General features: G+C 60.4%; 18 protein-coding genes and 2 tRNA genes. 11 read left to right on the forward strand and 9 right to left on the reverse strand.

Features of this window, described 5'->3' with window-relative positions:
* Positions 1-51 precede the first annotated feature (51 nt).
* Entirely contained in the window at positions 52-1,593 is a 1,542-nt protein-coding gene (locus tag WNE31_RS06690; RefSeq protein ID WP_349978943.1) for a helicase HerA-like domain-containing protein, read from the reverse strand.
* Between the two features lie 426 nt (positions 1,594-2,019).
* Here WNE31_RS06690 and WNE31_RS06695 point away from each other — a divergent pair, with 426 nt between their 5' ends.
* A complete protein-coding gene (locus WNE31_RS06695; protein ID WP_349978944.1) occupies positions 2,020-2,607 on the forward strand; it encodes an invasion associated locus B family protein in 588 nt (195 codons plus the stop codon).
* Positions 2,608-2,682: 75 nt separating this feature from the next.
* Here the strand turns inward: WNE31_RS06695 and WNE31_RS06700 are convergent, their stop codons facing one another.
* From WNE31_RS06700 to WNE31_RS06715, 4 genes are read right to left on the reverse strand one after another with little or no spacing between them, the layout of a single operon-like run.
* Positions 2,683-3,891, reverse strand: coding sequence for a beta-ketoacyl-[acyl-carrier-protein] synthase family protein (locus WNE31_RS06700; protein WP_349978945.1), 1,209 nt, complete (start codon positions 3,889-3,891; stop codon positions 2,683-2,685).
* Between the two features lie 10 nt (positions 3,892-3,901).
* Positions 3,902-4,162, reverse strand: a complete 261-nt coding sequence (locus tag WNE31_RS06705) for an acyl carrier protein (protein WP_349978946.1) — start codon at positions 4,160-4,162, stop codon at positions 3,902-3,904.
* Positions 4,163-4,195: 33 nt separating this feature from the next.
* Positions 4,196-5,287 (reverse strand): UDP-3-O-(3-hydroxymyristoyl)glucosamine N-acyltransferase, encoded by a 1,092-nt coding sequence (lpxD, locus tag WNE31_RS06710; protein ID WP_349978947.1) that lies wholly within the window; start codon positions 5,285-5,287, stop codon positions 4,196-4,198.
* Positions 5,288-5,312: 25 nt separating this feature from the next.
* A complete protein-coding gene (locus WNE31_RS06715) occupies positions 5,313-6,926 on the reverse strand; it encodes a L,D-transpeptidase family protein (RefSeq protein ID WP_463407420.1) in 1,614 nt (537 codons plus the stop codon).
* Positions 6,927-7,245: 319 nt separating this feature from the next.
* Here WNE31_RS06715 and WNE31_RS06720 point away from each other — a divergent pair, with 319 nt between their 5' ends.
* Positions 7,246-7,815: a YcbK family protein gene (locus tag WNE31_RS06720; protein WP_349978948.1), complete on the forward strand. Its 570-nt coding sequence runs from the start codon at positions 7,246-7,248 to the stop codon at positions 7,813-7,815.
* A gap of 137 nt (positions 7,816-7,952) precedes the next feature.
* On the opposite strand, the gene WNE31_RS06725 is transcribed toward WNE31_RS06720, so the two are convergent.
* Both WNE31_RS06725 and WNE31_RS06730 read right to left on the reverse strand, forming a co-directional pair.
* Positions 7,953-8,618 carry a cytochrome b/b6 domain-containing protein gene (locus WNE31_RS06725; protein ID WP_349978949.1) on the reverse strand — a complete coding sequence of 222 codons (666 nt, stop codon included), beginning with the start codon at positions 8,616-8,618 and terminating at the stop codon, positions 7,953-7,955.
* Positions 8,611-10,233 (reverse strand): tetrathionate reductase family octaheme c-type cytochrome, encoded by a 1,623-nt coding sequence (locus WNE31_RS06730; protein ID WP_349978950.1) that lies wholly within the window; start codon positions 10,231-10,233, stop codon positions 8,611-8,613. The genes WNE31_RS06725 and WNE31_RS06730 overlap by 8 nt, the downstream gene beginning before the upstream one ends.
* Before the next feature lie 214 nt (positions 10,234-10,447).
* On the opposite strand from WNE31_RS06730, the gene WNE31_RS06735 reads away from it, so the two are divergent.
* Positions 10,448-13,648, forward strand: coding sequence for a 2Fe-2S iron-sulfur cluster-binding protein (locus tag WNE31_RS06735; RefSeq protein ID WP_349978951.1), 3,201 nt, complete (start codon positions 10,448-10,450; stop codon positions 13,646-13,648).
* Here WNE31_RS06735 and WNE31_RS06740 read toward each other — a convergent pair.
* Positions 13,645-14,958: an ATP-binding protein gene (locus WNE31_RS06740; RefSeq protein WP_349978952.1), complete on the reverse strand. Its 1,314-nt coding sequence runs from the start codon at positions 14,956-14,958 to the stop codon at positions 13,645-13,647. The two genes, WNE31_RS06735 and WNE31_RS06740, sit on opposite strands and share 4 nt — an antisense overlap.
* Before the next feature lie 39 nt (positions 14,959-14,997).
* On the opposite strand from WNE31_RS06740, the gene WNE31_RS06745 reads away from it, so the two are divergent.
* From WNE31_RS06745 to WNE31_RS06770, 6 genes are all read left to right on the forward strand, one after another.
* The gene (locus WNE31_RS06745) at positions 14,998-15,912 is read left to right on the forward strand and encodes an MBL fold metallo-hydrolase (protein ID WP_349978953.1); all 915 of its coding nucleotides are present in this window, start codon (positions 14,998-15,000) and stop codon (positions 15,910-15,912) included.
* 79 nt (positions 15,913-15,991) lie between these two features.
* Positions 15,992-16,066: transfer RNA gene (locus WNE31_RS06750), tRNA-Asn, on the forward strand.
* A 49-nt stretch (positions 16,067-16,115) separates the two neighbouring features.
* A tRNA-Asn gene (locus WNE31_RS06755) sits at positions 16,116-16,190 on the forward strand.
* 153 nt (positions 16,191-16,343) lie between these two features.
* On the forward strand, positions 16,344-16,466 hold the full coding sequence (locus WNE31_RS06760) for a hypothetical protein (protein WP_349978954.1): 123 nt from the start codon (positions 16,344-16,346) through the stop codon (positions 16,464-16,466).
* A 108-nt stretch (positions 16,467-16,574) separates the two neighbouring features.
* Positions 16,575-17,363: a sulfotransferase family 2 domain-containing protein gene (locus WNE31_RS06765; RefSeq protein ID WP_349978955.1), complete on the forward strand. Its 789-nt coding sequence runs from the start codon at positions 16,575-16,577 to the stop codon at positions 17,361-17,363.
* A gap of 3 nt (positions 17,364-17,366) precedes the next feature.
* A complete protein-coding gene (locus WNE31_RS06770; protein WP_349978956.1) occupies positions 17,367-17,696 on the forward strand; it encodes a TfoX/Sxy family protein in 330 nt (109 codons plus the stop codon).
* A 64-nt stretch (positions 17,697-17,760) separates the two neighbouring features.
* Here WNE31_RS06770 and ndk read toward each other — a convergent pair whose 3' ends face one another.
* Complete coding sequence (ndk, locus tag WNE31_RS06775) at positions 17,761-18,183, reverse strand: nucleoside-diphosphate kinase (RefSeq protein ID WP_349978957.1); 423 nt, start codon at positions 18,181-18,183, stop codon at positions 17,761-17,763.
* Positions 18,184-18,314: 131 nt separating this feature from the next.
* Here ndk and WNE31_RS06780 point away from each other — a divergent pair, with 131 nt between their 5' ends.
* Positions 18,315-20,165 carry an ABC-F family ATP-binding cassette domain-containing protein gene (locus tag WNE31_RS06780; protein WP_349978958.1) on the forward strand — a complete coding sequence of 617 codons (1,851 nt, stop codon included), beginning with the start codon at positions 18,315-18,317 and terminating at the stop codon, positions 20,163-20,165.
* 16 nt (positions 20,166-20,181) lie between these two features.
* Positions 20,182-20,799, forward strand: coding sequence for a MarC family protein (locus WNE31_RS06785; RefSeq protein ID WP_349978959.1), 618 nt, complete (start codon positions 20,182-20,184; stop codon positions 20,797-20,799).
* The last annotated feature ends 37 nt before the right edge of the window (positions 20,800-20,836 follow it).

Below are 20,836 nucleotides of genomic sequence, written 5' to 3' on the forward strand. Positions count from 1 at the left end.
ATTCGAGCGGCCTTTTTTGTGAGTATTTGCGGCAAGATGAAGACAGGGGAGTCAGCGCCCCTTGAACAGGCCCCCCAGAATGCCGCGCACGAGTTTGCGGCCCGTGGTGCCGGAAAGTTCCTTCATGACCATCTTGCCCATGGCCTCGCCAAAGCTGGGTTCCTTGCGGGTGCTGCGCGAGGTCGAGCGGGTCACGCGGGTGCCGGAATAGCGCCGCCCTGCGTTGAACTCTCGTTCGTGCGCGGGCATGTCGTCTTCCTTGTCTTCCAGATCGGCGGCCTCTTTCGCGGCGGCTTCTGCGCGGGCCTTGAGGATTTCATAGGCCGATTTGCGGTCGACCAGCTTTTCATATTTGCCTGCCACCGGTGAGGTCTGGATCACCTCTTTGCGGGTTGCGGGATCAATCGGGCCGAGTTTCGACGAAGGCGGACGGATCAGCGTGCGTTCGACCACGCCGGGCACACCCTTTTTCATCAGCATCGAGGTCACGGCCTCGCCCACACCGACCTCGCGGATGGCGTCTTCGGTCGAGAAGCGGGGATTATCACGATAGGTTTCGGCGGCCAGTTTCAACTGTTTGCGGTCCCGCGCGGTAAAGGCGCGCAGCGCGTGCTGGATCCGGTTGCCAAGCTGGCCGAGGATATCCTCGGGGATGTCGGCGGGGTTTTGCGAGATGAAATAGACCCCGACCCCTTTCGAGCGGATCAGGCGGGCCACCTGTTCGACCTTGTCGACCAACGCCTTGGGGGCCCCGTCGAACAAGAGATGCGCCTCGTCAAAGAAGAACACGAGCTTGGGCTTGTCGGGGTCGCCCACCTCGGGCAGTTCCTCGAACAGTTCCGACAAGAGCCAGAGCAGGAAGGTCGCATAGAGGCGCGGCGCCCCCATGAGTTTGTCCGCGGCAAGAATATTGATCCGACCCCGGCCATCCGTATCGGTGCGCATCAGGTCCGTGAGTTCCAGCGCCGGTTCGCCAAAGAGCTTGGCCCCGCCCTGGTTTTCAAGCACCAGAAGGCGCCGCTGGATCGTGCCCAGCGAATTGGTCGAGATCGTTCCATAGCGCAGGGTCAGCGCCTGCCGGTTTTCCCCCACCCAGACCAGCAGCGATTGCAGGTCCTTGAGGTCCAAGAGCGGCATGCCTTCGACATCGGCGACTCGGAAAGCGATGTTCAGGATACCTTCCTGCGCTTCGCTGAGTTCGAGCAGGCGCGACAGCAGAAGCGGCCCCATCTCGGCCACGGTGGTGCGCACGGGATGCCCCTGTTCGCCCAGAAGATCCCAGAAGGTGACCGGAAAGGCCTCGTAGCTGTAATCGTCAAAGCCGATTTTCGCGGCGCGGTCTGTGAAGGCCTGATGCAGCTTGAAGCTCTCGCTGCCGGATCCGGCCAGACCGGACAGGTCGCCTTTGACATCCGACAGGAAGACCGGCACGCCGGCCTTGGAAAACCCTTCGGCCAGGATTTGCAGGGTGACGGATTTCCCGGTGCCCGTGGCCCCTGCCACCATGCCATGCCGGTTGGCGTATTTCAGCGCCAGCCCCTGTTTGACGCCATAGTCTTCGCCGCCGCCACCAATAAAGATCGAATCTTCCAAAATCCGCCCCCGAAGAAAAATCACACATTCGAAAGACAGTTTTAACCATTTTACGCCATCATAAAACCCGTCACGCGGCCGATTTGGCCCGTGAATTGTTTCCTCCCTGTTAGACTTGGCCACGCATTCGCTTGCGTGGCTTTTTTTGTTGAAAATCAAACCGTAAAACTTGATTTTTTCCTGTTGACGCTTGGTCGTTTTCTTCGTAGCGTTCCCCCCAATGAATAAGTCGGCCAGTCCGACGGGGAGTGAAAATCGGAAAAGAGGCCTTCGGGCCTCTTTTTCATTTGGCGGGTGTTTTGCGGAAAACGGGCCGGACGCAACAGCGATTTCTTGCCTTTGACGAAATTCCCGTCCGCTTGCCACTGACATTGCCCTTGGCCCGTGTTAAGCGTCTCGCGAAACAAGAAACTGGCGGTTTGATTCATGAAGAACACAGCACTCTCTCTGGCAACCCTGGCCGTGATGGCCCTTTCGGCTCCGGCCTTCGCGCAAGGCGTTGGTTCGCTGTCGAACGGCACGCTGGAAATGGGCGAAACGGTGACCAATTCCAATCCGGCCCCCGTGGATGACGTGACCAACGAAGCCTTCGGAGACTGGAACCTGCAATGCGCCAAGACCGGCCCCGAGCCGCGCCCCTGCCGCATGTACCAGCTTCTGAAGGACGGGGCCGGTACTCCGGTGGCGGAAGTGACGGCCTATCGTCTGCCCGAGGGTAGCGCAGCTGCGGCTGGTGCCACCTTTGTCGTGCCGCTCGAAACGCTGCTTACAGCGCAACTGTCGATGACCATCGACGGCACCTCGACCAAGCGCTATCCCTTTGCTTTCTGCAACACGATCGGCTGTTTCGCGCGGATCGGGTTCACGGCCGAGGAAGTCGAAGAACTGAAAGGTGGCAGCAAGGCGAGCCTGGGCATCGTTCCGGCCCGCAACCCCAGCCAGCCGGTGACCGTGATCATGTCGCTGAACGGTTTTACCGCCGCCTATGACAAGTCGACGGTTGTGCCGGAATAAGCAGACCTGCGATCTGACAGGACAGCGCCCGCAACCGATTGGTTCGCGGGCGTTTTCTGTATTTTAATGGGGGTATCAGACCTTGCGCAGGGCAATCACGGCGTTCAGCCCGCCAAAGGCAAAGGCGTTGGACAGAATCGCATCGACCTTGGCCTCGCGGGCCTCGTTCGGGACGACGTCCAGCGCGCATTCCGGATCGGGTTCCTCGTAGCCGATGGTGGGGGCAATGACCCCGTCGCGCAGCGCCATGATCCCGGCCAGGAGTTCAACCGCACCGGTGCCCCCGATCAGGTGCCCGTGCATGGATTTGGTCGAGGAAATCATCAGGTTGTCGGCATGGGCCCCGAACACATCGGCCACGGCGGCGCATTCGGTCTTGTCATTGGCGGCGGTGCCGGTGCCGTGGGCGTTGATATAGCCCACATCCGACGGGTTCAGACGCGCATCGGCCAGTGCCCCGGCAATGGCCCGCGCGGCACCTTGTTTCGAGGGCATGACAATATCTGCAGCGTCCGAACTCATCGCGAACCCCGCCACTTCGGCAAGGATCTCTGCGCCACGCGCCTTGGCGTGGTCATAGTCCTCGAACACGAAGATCCCTGCGCCTTCACCCTGCACCATGCCGTTGCGGTTTGCGCTGAACGGGCGGCAGGCGTCCTTGGACATGACGCGCAGACCTTCCCATGCCTTGACGCCGCCAAAGCACAGCATGGATTCCGATCCGCCCGAGATCATGACCGGCGCCATGCCGGTGCGCACCATCTGGAACGCTTGGGCCATGGCGTGGTTGGAGGACGCACAGGCCGACGCCACCGTAAAGGACGGCCCCTTGAGGTTGAACTCCATGCTGACATGGCTGGCCGCGGCGTTGTTCATCAGTTTCGGAACGACAAAAGGATGCACGCGGTTTTTGCCCGCCTCGTAAACGGTGCGGTAGTTTTCATCGAGCGTGGTCATCCCGCCGCCCGAATTGCCCAGAACAACGCCGGATTTCGCGGCCATTTCGCCCGAAAATTCCAGCCCCGCCTGCGCGATCGCCTCGCGCGCGGCGACAAGAGTGAACTGCGTGAAGCGGTCATAAAGCGACATCTGCTGGCGGTTGAATAGGCCCTCGGCCTCGAAGTCCTGCACCTGAGCGCCGATCCTGACGGCGAGACGGTCGACGTCCGGCATATCCAGCGGCCCGATCCCGCAGCGCCCCTCGCGAAACGCCGCCAGCGTGTCGGCCACGTTGTGCCCGAGCGCGTTGATGGTGCCTGCCCCGGTGATGACAACGCGTTTCATGGCCCTGCCCTTAGCCTTTCTGCTCGGCGATCAGCTTTTCAATGCCCGCAATGATCGTGGCCACGGATGAAATGTCGAAATCGCTTTTCTCAGGTTCGTTGGCGTTGAAAGGCACCGAGATGTCAAAGCTCTCCTCGATGGCAAAAATGCTCTCGACCAGCCCGAGACTGTCGATCCCGAGATCTTCGAGCGTGCTGTCCATGGTCACATCCGAGGGGTCCAGAACGGCCTGTTCGGCAATGATCCCGATAACCTCGTCCTTGATGCTCATTTTGTTCTTCCTTTCGCCAGATCTGGCAGTGATTTAGTCATTGCTGTCCGAAGATTGAATGGTTTTCTTCAACGCGGACACATCGTCAAAAAGACGCGGCAGGCGTCTGAGGCCCTTATACATCTCCAAATGTGTCTCCATCTTGACAGCCGGATATCCCAGCATGACCCGACCGGCGGGCACCTTGGACATCATCTTGGTGCCGCCCCCGGCGATCACGTTGTCCCCCACGGTGATATTGTCCGAAACACCGCATTGGCCACCAAAGACCACGTTTTTCCCGATCCTGGTGGATCCGGCGATACCAACCTGCCCGGCCAGCAAAGTGTTGTCGCCGATTTCGACATTGTGGGCGATATGGACAAGGTTATCCATCTTGACGCCGTTGCCGATCACCGTGTCGCGGATGGTGCCACAGTCGATACAGGTGTTGGCGCCGATTTCGACATCGTCGCCGATGGTGACCGAGCCAAGGCTGTGAATGCGGGCCCAGACCTGGGACTTGACTTCACCCTGATCGCCAAGGGTTTCGCGGGCGGCCTCGACGCCGGATTTTTCAGGCGTGACAAAGGAAAACCCGTCCGAGGCGATCCGGACGCCGGGTTGCGCTATGAAGCGCGCGCCAATCGTGGCGCGGGCGCCGATCGAGACCTGTTCGCGCAGGAATGCCTCTTCCCCAAGCGTCACATCCGCACCGATGGTGCAGTTCGGGCCGATGATGCTGTTGGCGCCGATAATGGCGCGTGGGCCGATACTGGTGAACGGGCCGATGGTGACGTTTTCGCCGATCTCGGCGCTGGCGTCGACCACGGCCATGGCATGCACACCGCTGCCATAATGCTGGCCCGGATCCATGATGCGCGACAGACCCGACAGGGCAAACCGCCCACGCGCCGATACGATGGCCCCTTGCAGCCCCATCCCCTGCCAGTCGGCCCCTTCCCAGAGCATGGCAGCCCGCGCCTGCCCCTGGGCCAGGCCGTCAGCGAATTTCGGATTGGTCAGCAAAGCCAGATCATCCGGTCCGGCCGAAGCGGGTTCGGCGACACGCGCCACGATTAAGGAAGTGTCCCCCAGGGCAGTTGCCCCGATGGCGTCGGCGATCTGCTGCAATGTATAGGCCATGGGTCCCCCGCGTTTTGCGGGCGTTTTACCCCTGCACCGCGTCCAGCGCCACCCCTTCGTTCACCATGGCCTGCCAAATCTTGGCGTCACGGCCATAGACATCGCGGCGATAGTTCATGTGACCTTTTCCGTCGCTGAACGCCGTACGATAGATGATGTGTACGGGGATGTCCTGTTCAAGATCCACCTTGGTTTCACGCCCTGTTTTCAGGCGAGACTGGAAGAACTCTTTGGGATCCTCAACCTGTTTTGCCAGGATTGTATAGGCAAAATCAAAGGGTTGATGCAGGCGGATGCAGCCGTGGCTATAGGCGCGCACCTCGCGGGCAAACAGGTTTTTGGCCGGCGTGTCGTGCAGATAGATGTTGTGCTTGTTCGGGAACATGAACTTTACAAGCCCCAGCGCGTTGCGCGACCCCGGGGGCTGTTTGATATCAAACGGGAAATTCCGCGCGCTGAACTGGCTGAAATCCACCGCGCCACGGTTGACCACCTGCCCGCGCCCGTTCACCAGCTTGAGATAGCTGACCGCGTTCGGGTTACGTTTCAGCATCGGCAGGTATTCCTTGGTCGCGATCGAGCGCGGCACGTTCCAGGTCGGGTTGATGACCATGTGCTCCATCACGTCCGAAAACTCGGGGCTGCGCCGGTCGCTCTGGTTCTTGCCCACGACCGAGCGTGTTTCGAACGTCACGGTGCCATGATCGACAATGCGCGCGGTGAAGTCTGTCAGATTCACCAGAACATGCCGGTCGCCCCGATCCTTGTTCAGCCAGCGTTCCCGTTCCATCGCGACCATGATGGATTTCAGACGGTCCTGTGGCGTCCGGTTCAGTTCCTTGATCGTGCCGGCCCCCGCCACACCATCAGGTTCCAACCCGTTGTCGATCTGGAACGCCTGCACGGCCTTCTGCATGTCGGTGTCGTAGACCGCACTGGGGCTGCGATCCAGATATCCCAGTGCGATCAAGCGGTTGCGCAGCGAAATGACTGCGTTTCCGCGATCCCCCGGTTCGATCTTGTTGCCTTTGACGGTCGGTCCCCAACCGCCCTGCGCGATCACGGTCTCAAGACGTTTCTTTTCCTTCATAAGCGCGAGGTATTGCGAGGTCGTCGGCGGCAGGCTGTGCATGAACCGCGCGGGATCACTGTTCAGGAAGCTTTCCAGATTCTCGCGCGGATCCCGCACCGGGGCGTCACGCTTGATCCCGTCATCCAGCGAGGTCGGCTTGAACATGCCACTTTGAACGTCACGCGCATAGATGATGAATGCCTTGCTCATCGCCACCTCGGCCAGGCCCAGTTCGCGTGGAGTGTCCGCCTCGCCCAGTTGCTCCAAAAGCGCCTCGAACTGATACCGTTTTACCGGCAACCCGTGCTGGTCAGCATCGCGGAGCGCCCGCAACAGGGCCGAACGCCGGTCGATCCCGGCCTCTGTGTCTACGGTCCAGACCGGTGCAAAGCCGTTTTCCCGATAGAAAGCTGATAGTGCCTCGTCCCGCGACGCGGCCTCGGCCACAGCCTGTTTGAACGCCGTCACCTGCGCCTTGAGCGGTGCCGGGGTCAGTGACAAGGCGCCCACAAGGGCGGCGCCTGATACCATGGCAATGCGAGAGGCTTTCAGAAGGGGTTTGAACATGCGCGCGTTCCTCAAAATAAACTTGTGACCTGATTAACGAGATTTTTCGAAAATATGACAATCATGTCTACTAACATTTTTTTGAGCACATGCAGGAGAAGCCGACTTGATGCAAGCTCACCGCAGTTTCCGACCCGAATCCCACAAACCGCAGAATTGCGCAAAAATTCGCCTAAATCCCTTGATTGTGGCATCCGCGCCAAAATGAACGCTTGGTCGGTGATTCCGGATATGTCATAACGTCCCCACATCTGGGGATGTTAACAATACCACGTAACATCGTGGTGGCAGGTAAGCGACGGGACAGGCGCTGAAAACTATGACTGAGAACAACTCGCTGAGTATGACACGGCGCGGACTACTGCGCGCATTCGCAGCTACGACAATCGCTGCGGCACCCACCTTCTCGAATGCGGCAGGGTTCCTGCGCGGCTCGGGCGATATCCGCCGCATCCGTATGTATTCGGGTCGGACCGGGGAACGGCTCGACACGATCTACTGGATCGAGGGCGAATATATCAAGGACGCGGTGAAAGAGATCAACCTGTTCATGCGCGACTGGCGCACGGATCAGGTCAAGGGCATCGACCTGCGCACCGTCGATATCATGGCCGCATCGCTTAACCTTCTGGATACGAACGAACCCTACATGCTGCTCTCGGGCTATCGCAGCCCGCAGACCAACGCCATGCTGCGTTCGCGCTCGCGTGGGGTTGCCAAGAATTCGCTGCACATGAAAGGCCAGGCAGCCGATCTGCGGTTGTCGTCCCGCTCGGTCAGCCAGGTGGCCCGCGCCGCGGCGGCCTGTAATGCCGGTGGTGTCGGACGCTATTCGCGCTCGAACTTCGTGCATATGGATTGCGGCGTGGTCCGCACCTGGGGCCGCTGAGCCCCACCTGTTCCCGAAAAAATTCTGGTGCCGGTCCTGACCTTGTCACGGGCCGGTTTTCTTTTGTCTGCTGGCCCCTGGCAAAAAAGGCGCGGGGCCGCCCCCGCGCCTGATCCGAAATCCGGTGGGTCTGCCGTCTACCCCTCTGCGACAGGTTTCAACCGTTCCGGTTCGTTGCTCTCCAGATAGGCCTCTTGTTCAGGCGTCAGGTCGATCTCGTCATAGCCCGTCACCATCGGTTTCACATGTTCGCGGAACCCGTGCCCCACGGTCAGCAGGTAGACATGGATGATGATGAAAGCCCCGATCACATAGGCCGACAGCAGATGCAGGTTGGCAATCAGCGTGATCGCCAGAACCGAGTCGCTGCCGGCCCAGAAATTATAGGTCAGATACAGCAGGCCGGTGATCCAGATCGCCGGAAAGATGAACCATTTCAACACGAAATAGGTCGCGGCCTGCAGCGGGTTGTGCTTGCGCCAGAAGATTTTTTCATAAGGGTGCTCCTCGCCTTTGAAGACGCCATAGGCATAGAAGCGCGCCACGGCGACCATGCCTTCGATCTTGGGGATGAACTGTTTCCACGTGCCCGTGGTGAACAGCCAGAAGGTTGCGAACACCCACAGCGCCAGCAGGGCCAGCGCGGCCAGCGTGTGCAGCATCACTGCCTGTCCGAACGGGATCAGACCATGCACCCCGTTCAGCCCCATGCCGGTGACCATCAGTGTCAGGATCAGGATGACCTGCATCCAGTGCCAGAGCCGTTCAAAGGCCGGGTAAACCTTGACGATACGCTTAGCCATGGTGATCTCCTTTCGAATTGCGCGAGAAGAGGCGCAGCAGGGAATGGCCGATGACGCCGAGGAAAGACATCAGGATGATGGCCTTGCCCAGCAACCCGATCCAGCTGTTGGGATCGGTGCCCGGCATGAATACGCCCGCAACATCGGCAAGGCGCCCGTTTTCCTGGTGGCATTCCACACAACCCACCGCATCCTCGGCCGGTGCCACCATGTGGGTAATCGGCCAGTACATGTAGGTGTCGACGAAGCCGAACTCTCCCGAATAGGGCTGGTTGGCGGCCTTCATGCCCGCGTCAATCGCCTTGGCCCAGTCGAAATTGGTCCAGAACGCAGTGTCGGTCGTTGGCCCCCAGACATGGGTGTAGACAAGGTTTTCGTTCACCTTGTCATAGGCCTGCCGCCCTTCCATGCGCTTGAACGGCCAGATACGCGAACTGCCATCGGCGCGGTCGCCATGGATCACGTTCACGTCAACCGTGTTGGTCGGGTCTATCTTGCGGTCGATCGTGGTGTATTCCACCTGCCCGTCGAACCACGCGTAATGCGGCACGGCGTTTTCGGCATATTCGAAATTGCCCTTTGTCGACATGTAGGTGTGCATGTGCTTGCCCATGGACGAGGTATACTTGTCCTCGCTATAGGGTTTGCCGGTTTCATCCATCTTGCCTGCGGTCGACCAGTCCCACATGGATTTCGTGGGCACGCCGCCCCGCGCGAATTCCGGGATGTGGCAGGTCTGGCAGGCCAGTGTGTCGGTGTGATCGTTCAGCTTCATGCCCTTGATATTGGTCGGGTGCGGCGCGTCCCCGTGGCAGGACTGGCACGAGGCGGCATGGCGCTCTTCGCCGGGTTTGCCGGTGCCGTGCGGATCCGAGGCCAGCACGTTATAGCGCGATCCGGCCCATTGGTGGCGGTCGCTGACGTGGCAATCGGAACAGACCATATCCTCGCCGCCCTCGGATTTGGGCGACATGTGCACATCGACGTCAAAGCTGGGATTATAGAGAACCGACGACAGGTCGCCATGTTTCACGTTATCCCCGCCGCCGCCGTAAAAGTGACAGTTGCCGCAATTGTCACGGTCCGGCATGCCGACACTCATCGCGGCCTTTTTCAGGTCCACCGCCCACGCCTTCTGACCGGTGATGGTCTTGCCTTTGGCTTCCATAGGCGGATGCCCTGCCCCGGTAGCCAGCTTGGTGTACTGGTCCGAAGTGTCGTGGCAGACGAGGCAGTCCTTGGCGGTCTCTTTTTGCGGCGGGGCCTCGTTCATGTCGTCCCAGCCATATCCGGCGTGGCACGAGGTACAGCGCGGTTCGTTTCCGGCGACGCTGCCACAAAATGCGTTGATGACGTTTTTCTTGCCCAGCTTCTGCCCCGTGTCGGGGTGATCGTATTCCCACGTAAAGTGGATCGAATGCATGAACTGGTCGTCTGCCTCGGTATGACATTCAAGGCAGGCTTCGGTCACTTCAGGACCGGATTTAAAGTCCTTTTGCAAGGACGGGAACTTGGAATGGTCGGCGGTCGATTTGCTGACGGCGTCTTCGGCGACGGCGTTTCCCGCCGTGACGATAGCCAAACAAAGCCCCGCAATAGCTTGTTTCAAAAGCATAAAGATACCTCGCGATCAGAAACGCGCTGGGTGCACATTTCCCTTGGGTAAAGAAGTATTCGCGTTACATCTTTGATATATATCAAAAGTAAAATATATAAAAACCACCATATTTTACGCGCCACACCTGTGCCTCGCCAGGGCATCTCGGGATATCACCAAGGCTTTTCAAAACAAGATAACATGTTTACCATCCTGTGCGGGGAGACGAGACATGACACGCATTTTTTCCGACAAAACGCGACCGGTGCATCTGGGGCCATATCCGCTCGAAACGCTGCTGCGCCAGTCAGGGCCAATCACCACCAAGGTGCCGCCCATGTTGCCGCTTGAATTTCGTCGCCTCGACACCCCGCATTCGCTTGTGAACGCGATGGGCGAGTATCAGGCGATGATGGACACCATACGCGAGGGTCTGGTCAATCCGGTACGCTCGGAGGTGCCGACAGATACCTTTGAAAGATCCAACCATCTCAAGGCGTTCGGCTATTTCAACGATGCCTCTATGGTGGGAATTGCCCGCCTTCCGGACAGCGCGCTGTTGCCCACACCCCTGCGCAACCCCGATATCGACCGGCTGGCCCGGGATCTGCGCACACGCCAGACGAAGACACTGGCCGCTGGCATCGACATGATCATGGCCGACCTGAAAGAGTCGGTCGAAGCGCCGCCGACGGGCATTGACGGCCACAGCCACGTAATCGTGTACCTGTACGAACATCACCGCGACCCCGATCCGTCCGAACCCGGCGCCGAATGGATTGCAGATGCCCAGGACCACCGCGCCTGTTTACGCGCAACGGAAACTGCCTGTGTCATCGCCAACTATCTGAGGTTGCTTGGCTTTTCCGCGCGGGCCCACAGCCGCACGACAAGCGATATTGACCTGAACCGCGTCGCAGTCGAGGCCGGTCTGGCCACGGTCGAGGCAGGACAGCTGGTTGCGCCCTATCTCGGCACCGGATTTGGCGTCGCGGCGGTGACCACTGACATGCCGCTCTCGGTTGATCTTCCGCTAGCCGCCGAGCAGCCCTATCTGAAAACACACGGTCCCGCATGGTGGCTGGGCAAACACTCGGCCAAAAGCGCGCTGAACCGTGATCCCTATCGCAAGCGCCGCTATGTGGATGGTGCCCACCCGTTCGAACGGCTGAAACGCGTGGACAGCCCGACGACCTATATTGACGAGGCCAATGTCGCCCGCGTCCCCAAGCGCGCTGATATGTTTGCCCGCGCCCAGTTCGGCGACATGGGCAAGGCCAACCAGAAATACGCCACTGGTGGCCATTACGTGCGCAAATCCGCGCCCTCGATGGCGCAGCGCCGTGCACTTGGCGCTTTTGTTCTGTTGCAGGACGGAGAGGCTGATCCCAAAGGCAGCCGCCCGAGCGAAGCGCAGCGCAATGCGGATAACGTAAAGGCGGCGAGCTATTTCCTCGGGATTGATGCGGTGGGCATTTCCCGCTGCCCCGACTGGGCGTGGTACAGCCATGACGCCGCGGGCGAGCCCATCGACCCGCCCCATGATCAGGCCATCTCCATGATCGTGGATCAGGGGTTCGAAACCATGGAGGGCGCCAGCGGCGATGACTGGATCTCGGTTGCGCAATCCATGCGCGCCTATCTGCGGTTTTCCCTGCTGGGCGGCGTGATTGCCAAACAGATCCGCAATCTTGGCTACAAGGCCAAAGCCCATAGCGTGATGGATGGCGAGGTTCTGCAACCACCGCTTCTGTTGCTGTCGGGGCTGGGCGAGGTCAGCCGTATCGGAGAGGTCATCCTCAACCCATATCTGGGGCCGCGTCTGAAATCGGGGGTGGTGACCACCGATATGCCCATGGCCCATGACAGGCCAATTGATTTCGGGCTGCAGAATTTTTGCGAGAACTGCAACAAATGTGCCCGCGAATGCCCGTCCGGGGCCATTACGGCGGGCCCCAAGCTGATGTTCAACGGCTATGAAATCTGGAAATCCGACAGCCAGAAATGCGCCACCTACCGGATCGGCACCGAAGGCGGGGCGATGTGCGGGCGCTGTATGAAAACCTGCCCCTGGAACCTTGAAGGGCTGTTTTCCGAGGCGCCTGCCCGCTGGGCCGCCTCAAACATCCCTTCCGCCGCCCCGCTGCTGGCGAAATGGGACGACAAGCTCAAGCATGGCAGCCTTAATCCGGTCAAGAAATGGTGGTGGGATCTCGAAATCCAGCCCGAGGGGCATTACGCGCCGACCGACAAGCCGGTGAATGAACGTGACCTGCAACCGGACCTTGATCTGAAATACGAGGATCAGACGCTGGCGGTTTATCCCGCCCCGCTGGCCCCGCACCCGTGGCCCTATCCTTTCCCGATGGATCGCGAGGCCGGAATTCGTGCCTATCAAGACATGATTTCCGCCGACCAGTACAAGGCGGAACTGGCGGCGGGGGACACAAGCCATGTGCATCGCTATCGCAACGACGCCGAGTCGCCGGTGCTGCGTGTCGAGGTCAGCAAGGTCGACCCGATGACCAGCTCGGTCACGAAATACGAATTCCGCGCCCTGGACGGCAGCCCCCTGCCCGACTGGACCGCGGGCGCGCATCTCGACATTCTGGTCGCGCCGGAATTCCTGCGCCAGTATTCCATGTCAGGTGATCCCGCCGACCCGAGCCTGTATCAGATCGGCGTCCTGCGCGAGGATACAGGGCGTGGTGGCTCCAAGCTGATGCACCGGATCTTTTCCGAAGGGCGCAAGGTGTTCATTTCGCGCCCGATCAACCATTTTGAACTGGTCGAAGAGGCCAGCCGCAGCTTTCTGATGGGCGGCGGCATCGGGATCACGCCGATGATCGCCTTTGCCCACCGGCTGCACGCGCTGGGCCGTGACTTTGAGCTGCACTATTCTGCCAGTCGCAAGGCCGATGCGGGGTTCCTGGATGACCTTCAAATGGTGCCATGGGCCGAAAAAGTGCACCTGCATTTCTCGGATCAGGGCAGTCGTGCCGATCTGGATTCCATCCTGACCGGGTATCAGCCGGGCTGGCATGTCTATACCTGTGGGCCCGACCGTTACATGGACGGGGTGATGCAAGCCGCCGCCCGTCAAGGGTTTCCCGAAGAAGCCCGCCACCTTGAATATTTCAGCGTCCCGGAACAGCCCGACCACGTGAACCACAGCTTCAAAATGCGCCTCAAGGACGGTCGTGAACTAGTTGTTCCAAAAGAAAAAACCGCGAGTGACGTGTTGCTGGAAAACGGGGTGCATGTTGATGTGAAATGCGCCGATGGCATCTGTGGCGTCTGCAAATGCACGGTGCGTTCCGGCAAAGTAGAACACCGGGATTTCGTATTGTCCGAAAAACAGCGCGAGACCACAATGATCCTGTGCCAGTCTCGCGCGGCAGACCCCGATGGCGTGATCGAAATCGACCTTTAGCGCCCGATCACGATATCGGCCTGCAACCCGCCCAGGGCTTCGCTCTGCCCCAGCCGCAGCACGCCACCGTGAGCACGCGCCACGTCGGCCGCAATCGCAAGGCCAAGCCCCACGCCCGTACCCTTGTTCTGGTTGCGCGCGGGATCTAGGCGGGAAAACGGTTTCTGCGCCTCTTCGCGGTCTGCCTCGGGAATGCCGGGGCCGTCATCCTCGATCCGGATGCGCAGATATCGGTCGCCCAGCACCACCGACACCTCGGCCTTTGATCCATAGCGCACGGCGTTGCCGATCAGGTTCTCGACCGCACGTCGGATGCCCACCACCCGCAACGAGGCCAGCCCCGTCCCTTCGACCGAAGCCAGCGACACGTTATGTCCGGCGCGCGCGCTATCATCGACAATCCGCTGGACCAGTTCGACCGGATCAACCTCTTCGGGGTCGCCTTCCTTGGCGTCGCGCGCATAGCTGAGAAACACCTCGAGCAGGCGCTCCATCTCTTCCACGTCCCGCATCAGCAACTCGGCATCTTCCCCGTCTATCAGCGACAACCCCAGTTTCATCCGCGTGAGCGGCGTGCGCAGATCGTGGCTGACCCCCGAAAGCATCATCGTACGCTGTTCGATCTGGCGTTCGATCCGGTTGCGCATATCAACAAAGGCCCGCCCAGCTGCGCGTACCTCGACCGCGCCGCTGGGGGAATAGGGCACGTTGCGCCCTTTGCCAAAGGCCTCGGCCGCATTGGCCAGGCGGGTGATCGGACGCAGTTGGTTGCGCAGGTAGAAATAGGCGATCAGGGTCATCAGCCCGCCGAAAAACACCATGCTGACAAGCAGTTGGTGCGGATTCGAGGCCGACACGCGCCGCCGGTCAAAGGTGATCCGCACCAGACCGCGGTCAGTATCGGTGAAGATGTGCACAAAGTCATTGTCGGGCAAATCAATCGCCCGGAATGTCGGCACGCGGTCGTCAAGAATGCCGGTGATGATGATGCCAGACACGTCATACCAGCGACGCGTGGCGCGGATGTCGCTTTCGTCGACATAGGCCACGCTGGAATCCAACATGCGCGTCAGATAGGCCAGCGCACGGACGCGGTCGGTCTCGGTCTCGGCGCGGTTGATCGTGTCGACCACGAGGTTGATCTCACGCGAGGCGGCGGTTGACATCTGGCGGGTGACGCCCTCGAAATGGCGCTGGATAAAGACCACCGACACCACCAGTTGCAGTGTGATCACCGGCAGGATCAGGATCAGTGCGGCACGGCCATAAAGGCTGCGGGGCATATAGTGTTTGAGCCAGCGGAAGGTCATGGCTAAACCATGCAGTGAGACAGCCCGGAAGGAAAGACCATGGACCCCGAAATTCTTGCCTTTGACCCAACCCCCGGTGTGGCGGAAGAGATCGAGCCCGGGTTGCGCCGGTTGCTGGCGCCGAATCCCTCGCCGATGACCTTTCGGGGCACCAACACCTATCTGCTGGGCACGCGAGGATTGGCAGTGATCGACCCCGGCCCCGACCTTGACGATCATTTGCAGGCCATTCTTGACGCCGTGGAAGACGACCAGACCATTACCCATATCATCGTGACTCACGCACATCTGGACCACTCGCCCTTGACCGCGCGTCTGTCTATGGCCACTGGCGCCCCGATCTGGGCCTTTGGCGGACCGTTCGCAGGGCGCAGCGCGGTAATGGCGGACCTTGCGGACAAGGGGTTTGCCGGTGGCGGCGAAGGGGTCGATCTGCAGTTCCGCTGTGACCATACGGTGGCCGATGGCGACGTGATCGCCGGCGACGGCTGGAGCCTTGAGGTGATCCACACGCCCGGCCATTTTGGCAACCACATCGCGCTGGGGTTTGGGGATGTCTGCCTGACCGGGGATCACGTGATGAACTGGTCCAGCACGCTGGTCAGCCCACCCGACGGGGACCTGACCGATTTCATGACCTCTTGCGCCCGTCTTCAGGCGCGCGACTGGCGGGTCTTTCACACCGGCCACGGCGCCCCGATCACGAACCCCTCCGGACGGTTGGCCTGGCTGGTGGCTCACCGTCAGGGTCGCGAGGCGGAAATCCTTGAGGCCCTGAAAGACGGCCCTGCCCGCGCTTATGACCTGGCCTGCCGGATTTACACGGAAACCCCGCCCGCGCTGATGGGCGCGGCCACGCGCAACGTGTTTGCGCATCTGGTCGATCTGACCGGTCGCGGCGTGGTCAAACCCCGGCAAACACTTGAATCCGAAGCGATTTTTGAACTGCTCTGAAAAATCCCGCGGAAAATGAAAAAAATGTGATACCCCCTCTGGACGTGGCAATTCCGGTTGGCTATACGGTGCCTCGTGTTCCGGCGTAGCTCAGCGGTAGAGCAGTTGACTGTTAATCAATTGGTCGTAGGTTCGATCCCTACCGCCGGAGCCAAAATCTTCTCACACGGTCACGGGTGAGAGATTGCTACAAATCTAGATGTTCCGGCGTAGCTCAGCGGTAGAGCAGTTGACTGTTAATCAATTGGTCGTAGGTTCGATCCCTACCGCCGGAGCCATAAAAAGCCCTTCAAGGTGAGAGCCTTAGAGGGCTTTTTTGGTCTTCGCACCTTGAGTACCGGCATGAAATCGGCACGAAATTAGCCCGCTTCCGGCATCAGGTTGCCCTGAAAACCTGCTCTTGTGGACCCCATAACAACAGGAGCAGACCCATGCCATATACCAACCCGGCCCCCAAGCCCGCCAAACCCAACCCGCAAGATCCCGCCGCCAAGGGGGGCAACAAGCCGCAGGAACCCGCCAAGCCGCTATTTAGCGACTGGGCCATGATCTGAGCCACAGTCCCGCCTGTGGCACGTCGCCCGACCGGGCAACACGGGCTTTTTCTTTGGCGCGATGTTTTCTAGACTATTGGGACTTGCCCGCTTCAAGGCCCGCCAGTCATGACCAAAGTGCCCATATTATCCGCCCTTGTACTGGTGGTTGTCCCGCACAAGCTGTGCATCACGCTGACGCCCAAAGTGGCCTCGACGACCCTGCTGGGATTTGCGATGGAGCTGGTGGGCGAAGATATCGGCGATGAAAACCCACGCAAATATGCCCGAAAACATGCGGACCGACTGGCCGAAAAGGGCCTTTTGCAGCGTAGGGTGCTGAAGAAGAACATTCATACACTGGCCGAGGAATTCCCCGGCTTCAAATGGGTCGCCGCCGTGCGCAACCCTTACGCCCGCGCGGCCTCGGCCTATCGCAGCAAGGTACATCGTTTCGCCAAGGAACACCGCAAGGGCATCTATCTCTGGACCGGCCTAATCAAAACCCTGAAGGGGCCGAAACACTGGGACAATTCCCGCACCCATGCGATTGAGGCCGCGAATTATATCTCGTTCGAAGACTTTCTTGAGGGGCTGGCGGCGGGCAATGTCGAGACAAACGGCCATTTCGACCGGCAATCCACGATCCTTGAAATCCCATCCGTAACGTATGACCTGCTGTTGCGGCAGGAAAGGCTGGCCGAAGACGTCGCGAGCTTGCGCCGGATGGTTGGACTGGACGCGCCCGATGTCGCCGCTTTGAGCGAGGCCAATGTCACGCGACGTGGCGGGTTTGATATCTCGTCCTTGTCGGCGCGCGAAGTTGCCCTCGTGAACGCTATCTACGCCAGTGACTTCGCCAATCTGGGCTATGACATGGTGGATCCAGCCGCACAGGCCATGCGGGTATTGGCCTGAACGATGGGCACCCCGATTTCCACGATCCGCAATCTGGGCCCGGCCATGGAAGAGGCCTTTGACCGCGCTGGCATTCACAGCGCCGAGGAACTGCGCGCGCTGGGGCCGGACGCGGCTTATGCGCGGTTGTTGCAGACCGGCACGCGGCCGCATTTCATCGGTTATTATGTGTTGGTCATGGGATTGCAGGGGCGTCCCTGGAACGATTGTCAGGGCAAAGAGAAAGAGGCCCTGCGCGCACGGTTTGACGCGCTCAAAGCCGGGAACAAGGCGCCGGACCGCACCGGCATCGAAAAGATCCTGAACGAGATTGGCGTGATCGAACGCAATTAGGCAAAAGAATAGGCCGCCCCGGTTCTTCGGGACGGCCCTGATCCTGTCAGATCGAAACGGGGACTTAGCCGACCAGTTCCAGACCCGAGAAGAAGTATGCGATTTCGACCGCTGCGGTTTCCGGTGCGTCCGAGCCGTGAACCGAGTTTTCGCCTACCGATTCCGCGAATTCTGCACGGATGGTGCCGGCGGCGGCGTCTGCGGGGTTGGTGGCGCCCATGACTTCGCGGTTTTTCGCGATGGCGTTTTCACCTTCCAGAACCTGCGCGACGATCGGGGCCGACGCCATGAATTCGCACAGTTCGTCATAGAACGGGCGTTCCTTGTGCACGGCATAGAATTCACCGGCTTGCGCCTTGGTCAGGTGAATGCGCTTTTGCGCAACGATGCGCAGGCCGGCCTCTTCGAATTTGGCGTTGATCTTGCCGGTCAGGTTGCGGCGGGTTGCATCGGGTTTGATGATCGAGAAAGTGCGTTCCAGAGCCATGTGTCTTCTCCTGTTGAGGGGACCGGCACCCTGCCCGCCCCCGTGTTCGAATTGGCGCCCCGATACCATGGGCAAGACGACTTGAAAAGCGATGATTGACGCTGCTCGCCAGATGGGCGAAACCGGGCGTCATGCTGCGGATTGATGACATCTCTTACAATGTGGCCGGACGGCCCCTGATCGTGAACGCCTCGGCCACGGTGCCCACCGGGCACAAGGTGGGCCTGGTGGGGCGCAACGGCACCGGGAAAACCACCCTGTTTCGTCTGATCCGCGGGGAACTGGCGCTGGAAACCGGCCAGATTTCCCTGCCACCAAACGCCCGCATCGGCGGTGTCGCCCAAGAGGTGCCTTCGTCCGAGGTGTCACTCCTGGACACGGTGCTGGCCGCCGATACCGAACGCGCCGCCCTTATGGCCGAGGCCGACACGGCGACCGACCCGATCCGCATCGCCGAGATCCAGACTCGTTTGGCCGACATCGACGCCTGGAGCGCCGAGGCGCGGGCATCGTCTATTCTCAAAGGTCTGGGATTTGATTTCGATGACCAGTCGCGCCCCTGTTCGGATTTTTCCGGCGGCTGGCGGATGCGCGTCGCGCTGGCGGCGGTGCTGTTTTCACAGCCGGACCTGCTGCTTTTGGACGAACCGACCAACTATCTCGATCTGGAAGGCGCGCTCTGGCTGGAAAACTATCTGGCAAAATATCCCCATACGGTCATCATCATCAGCCACGATCGTGGCCTTTTGAACCGGGCCGTGGGCGCGATCCTGCATCTGGAAGACAAAAAACTGACCTTCTATCAGGGCCCCTATGACCAGTTCGCCCGCCAGCGCGCGGAAAAGCTGGCCCAGGCAGAGGCGATGGCCAAGAAGCAAGAGGCCCGCCGCGCCCATCTGCAATCCTATGTGGACCGGTTCCGGTACAAGGCCGACAAAGCGAAACAGGCACAATCCCGCCTCAAGGCGCTGGCGCGGATGGAACCGATCGCCAGTCCGCAAGAAGCCGCCCTGCGATCCTTTGCCTTCCCTTCGCCCGAGGAACTGTCGCCGCCCATCATCCGCACCGAATCCGGCGCGGTCGGGTATACGGACACGCCGGTTCTGAAACGGCTGAACCTGCGCATCGATCAGGACGACCGCATCGCGCTTTTGGGTAAGAACGGTCAGGGTAAATCCACACTGTCGAAACTGTTGTCGGATCGTCTGCCACTGATGGACGGACAGATGACCAAATCCTCGAAGCTGCGCATCGGGTATTTCGCGCAGCATCAGGTGGACGAGCTGCATATCGACGAAACACCGCTGGACCATCTGCGCCGCGAACGTCCCGATCACCTGCCGGCCCGCCTGCGGGCGACCCTTGCGGGGTTCGGCCTTGGGGCGGATCAGGCGGACACCGTGGTCGGGCAATTGTCGGGCGGCCAGAAGGCGCGGCTTTCGTTGCTATTGGCAACCCTCGATGCGCCGCATCTGCTGATCCTCGACGAGCCGACCAACCACCTTGATATCGAGAGCCGCGAGGCGCTGGTCGAGGCCCTGACCAATTATTCCGGCGCCGTGATCCTTGTGAGCCACGACATGCACCTGTTGTCGATGACCGCCGACAGGCTGTGGCTGGTGGCGGACGGGACCGTGAAACCCTATGAGGGCGATCTGGAAACCTATCGGGCGGAACTTTTGGCGTCAGACAAGGCGGCGCAGAAACCGAAAGAGACCAAAGCCGCCCCCAAACGCGCGTCACGCGATGTGGTGCTGGCCCTGCGGGCCGAAGTGCGCAAATGCGAGGAACGGGTCGAGAAACTGACCGAGATGCGCGAGAAGCTGGATGAAAAGCTGGCCGACCCGGCGCTCTATGAAGGCGGCAGAACCGACGACATTGCCAAGTGGCAGAAGAAACATGCCGAGGTGATCGAGGGGCTGGAGCGCGCGGAATCCCTGTGGATGGTTGCGCTGGAAAAGCTTGAAACGGCCGAGGCCTGAGCGATAGCGTGATCCCATGGACAGTGCCGGACTCATCACAGCCTTTGTCACGCTTTTCGTGATCATCGACCCGGTGGGGCTGACGCCGCTGTTCATTGCCCTGACCCACGAGATGGACGCCACCCGCCGGCGGGCGATTGCCCTGCGGGCCTGCCTGATCGCCTTTGCCATACTGGCGCTTTTTGCCTTTTTTGGCGAGGCGGTGCTGGGCTTTATCGGGATTTCGATGCCGGCCTTCCGCATCGCGGGCGGCATCCTTCTGTTGCTGACCGCGCTGGACATGCTGTTTGAACGACGGACCAAGCGGCGCGAAGATCAGGCCGATGACGACGACCACGATGACCCGTCGGTCTTTCCCATCGCCATTCCGCTGATTGCGGGGCCGGGGTCGATTGCGACGGTGATTTTGCTGTCCAGCCAGCACAGCGGCGTCACCCATACGCTTTTGGTACTGGGGGTGGCGCTGGCGGTGCTGGGGGTCGTGCTGGGGCTGTTCTTGATGGGCGGCCTTCTGGCCAAGGCGCTGGGAAAAACGGGCATCAACGTGGCCACGCGGCTGTTGGGGATGCTGCTGGCCGCGCTGGCGGTGCAGTTCGTTCTGGAGGGTCTGCGCGATTTCGGCCTGATGGGGTGACCTCTTCCTATCAGGCACGCCCTGCCCTATATCCACT

This window comes from Shimia fortis (genome assembly GCF_040225985.1).
GTDB lineage: Bacteria > Pseudomonadota > Alphaproteobacteria > Rhodobacterales > Rhodobacteraceae > Shimia.

Excerpts from the sequence above, each read along its gene's own strand:
- WNE31_RS06700 (WP_349978945.1), bottom strand. The coding sequence starts at position 3,891 with ATGAAACGCGTTGTCATCACCGGGGCAGGCACCATCAACGCGCTCGGG.
- WNE31_RS06765 (WP_349978955.1), top strand. The coding sequence starts at position 16,575 with ATGACCAAAGTGCCCATATTATCCGCCCTTGTACTGGTGGTTGTCCCG.
- WNE31_RS06740 (WP_349978952.1), bottom strand. The coding sequence starts at position 14,958 with ATGACCTTCCGCTGGCTCAAACACTATATGCCCCGCAGCCTTTATGGC.
- ndk (WP_349978957.1), bottom strand. The coding sequence starts at position 18,183 with ATGGCTCTGGAACGCACTTTCTCGATCATCAAACCCGATGCAACCCGC.
- WNE31_RS06695 (WP_349978944.1), top strand. The coding sequence starts at position 2,020 with ATGAAGAACACAGCACTCTCTCTGGCAACCCTGGCCGTGATGGCCCTT.
- lpxD (WP_349978947.1), bottom strand. The coding sequence starts at position 5,287 with ATGGCCTATACATTGCAGCAGATCGCCGACGCCATCGGGGCAACTGCC.
- WNE31_RS06745 (WP_349978953.1), top strand. The coding sequence starts at position 14,998 with ATGGACCCCGAAATTCTTGCCTTTGACCCAACCCCCGGTGTGGCGGAA.
- WNE31_RS06715 (WP_463407420.1), bottom strand. The coding sequence starts at position 6,926 with ATGTTCAAACCCCTTCTGAAAGCCTCTCGCATTGCCATGGTATCAGGC.
- WNE31_RS06770 (WP_349978956.1), top strand. The coding sequence starts at position 17,367 with ATGGGCACCCCGATTTCCACGATCCGCAATCTGGGCCCGGCCATGGAA.
- WNE31_RS06720 (WP_349978948.1), top strand. The coding sequence starts at position 7,246 with ATGACTGAGAACAACTCGCTGAGTATGACACGGCGCGGACTACTGCGC.
- WNE31_RS06730 (WP_349978950.1), bottom strand. The coding sequence starts at position 10,233 with ATGCTTTTGAAACAAGCTATTGCGGGGCTTTGTTTGGCTATCGTCACG.
- WNE31_RS06705 (WP_349978946.1), bottom strand. The coding sequence starts at position 4,162 with ATGAGCATCAAGGACGAGGTTATCGGGATCATTGCCGAACAGGCCGTT.
- WNE31_RS06780 (WP_349978958.1), top strand. The coding sequence starts at position 18,315 with ATGCTGCGGATTGATGACATCTCTTACAATGTGGCCGGACGGCCCCTG.
- WNE31_RS06735 (WP_349978951.1), top strand. The coding sequence starts at position 10,448 with ATGACACGCATTTTTTCCGACAAAACGCGACCGGTGCATCTGGGGCCA.
- WNE31_RS06725 (WP_349978949.1), bottom strand. The coding sequence starts at position 8,618 with ATGGCTAAGCGTATCGTCAAGGTTTACCCGGCCTTTGAACGGCTCTGG.
- WNE31_RS06785 (WP_349978959.1), top strand. The coding sequence starts at position 20,182 with ATGGACAGTGCCGGACTCATCACAGCCTTTGTCACGCTTTTCGTGATC.
- WNE31_RS06760 (WP_349978954.1), top strand. The coding sequence starts at position 16,344 with ATGCCATATACCAACCCGGCCCCCAAGCCCGCCAAACCCAACCCGCAA.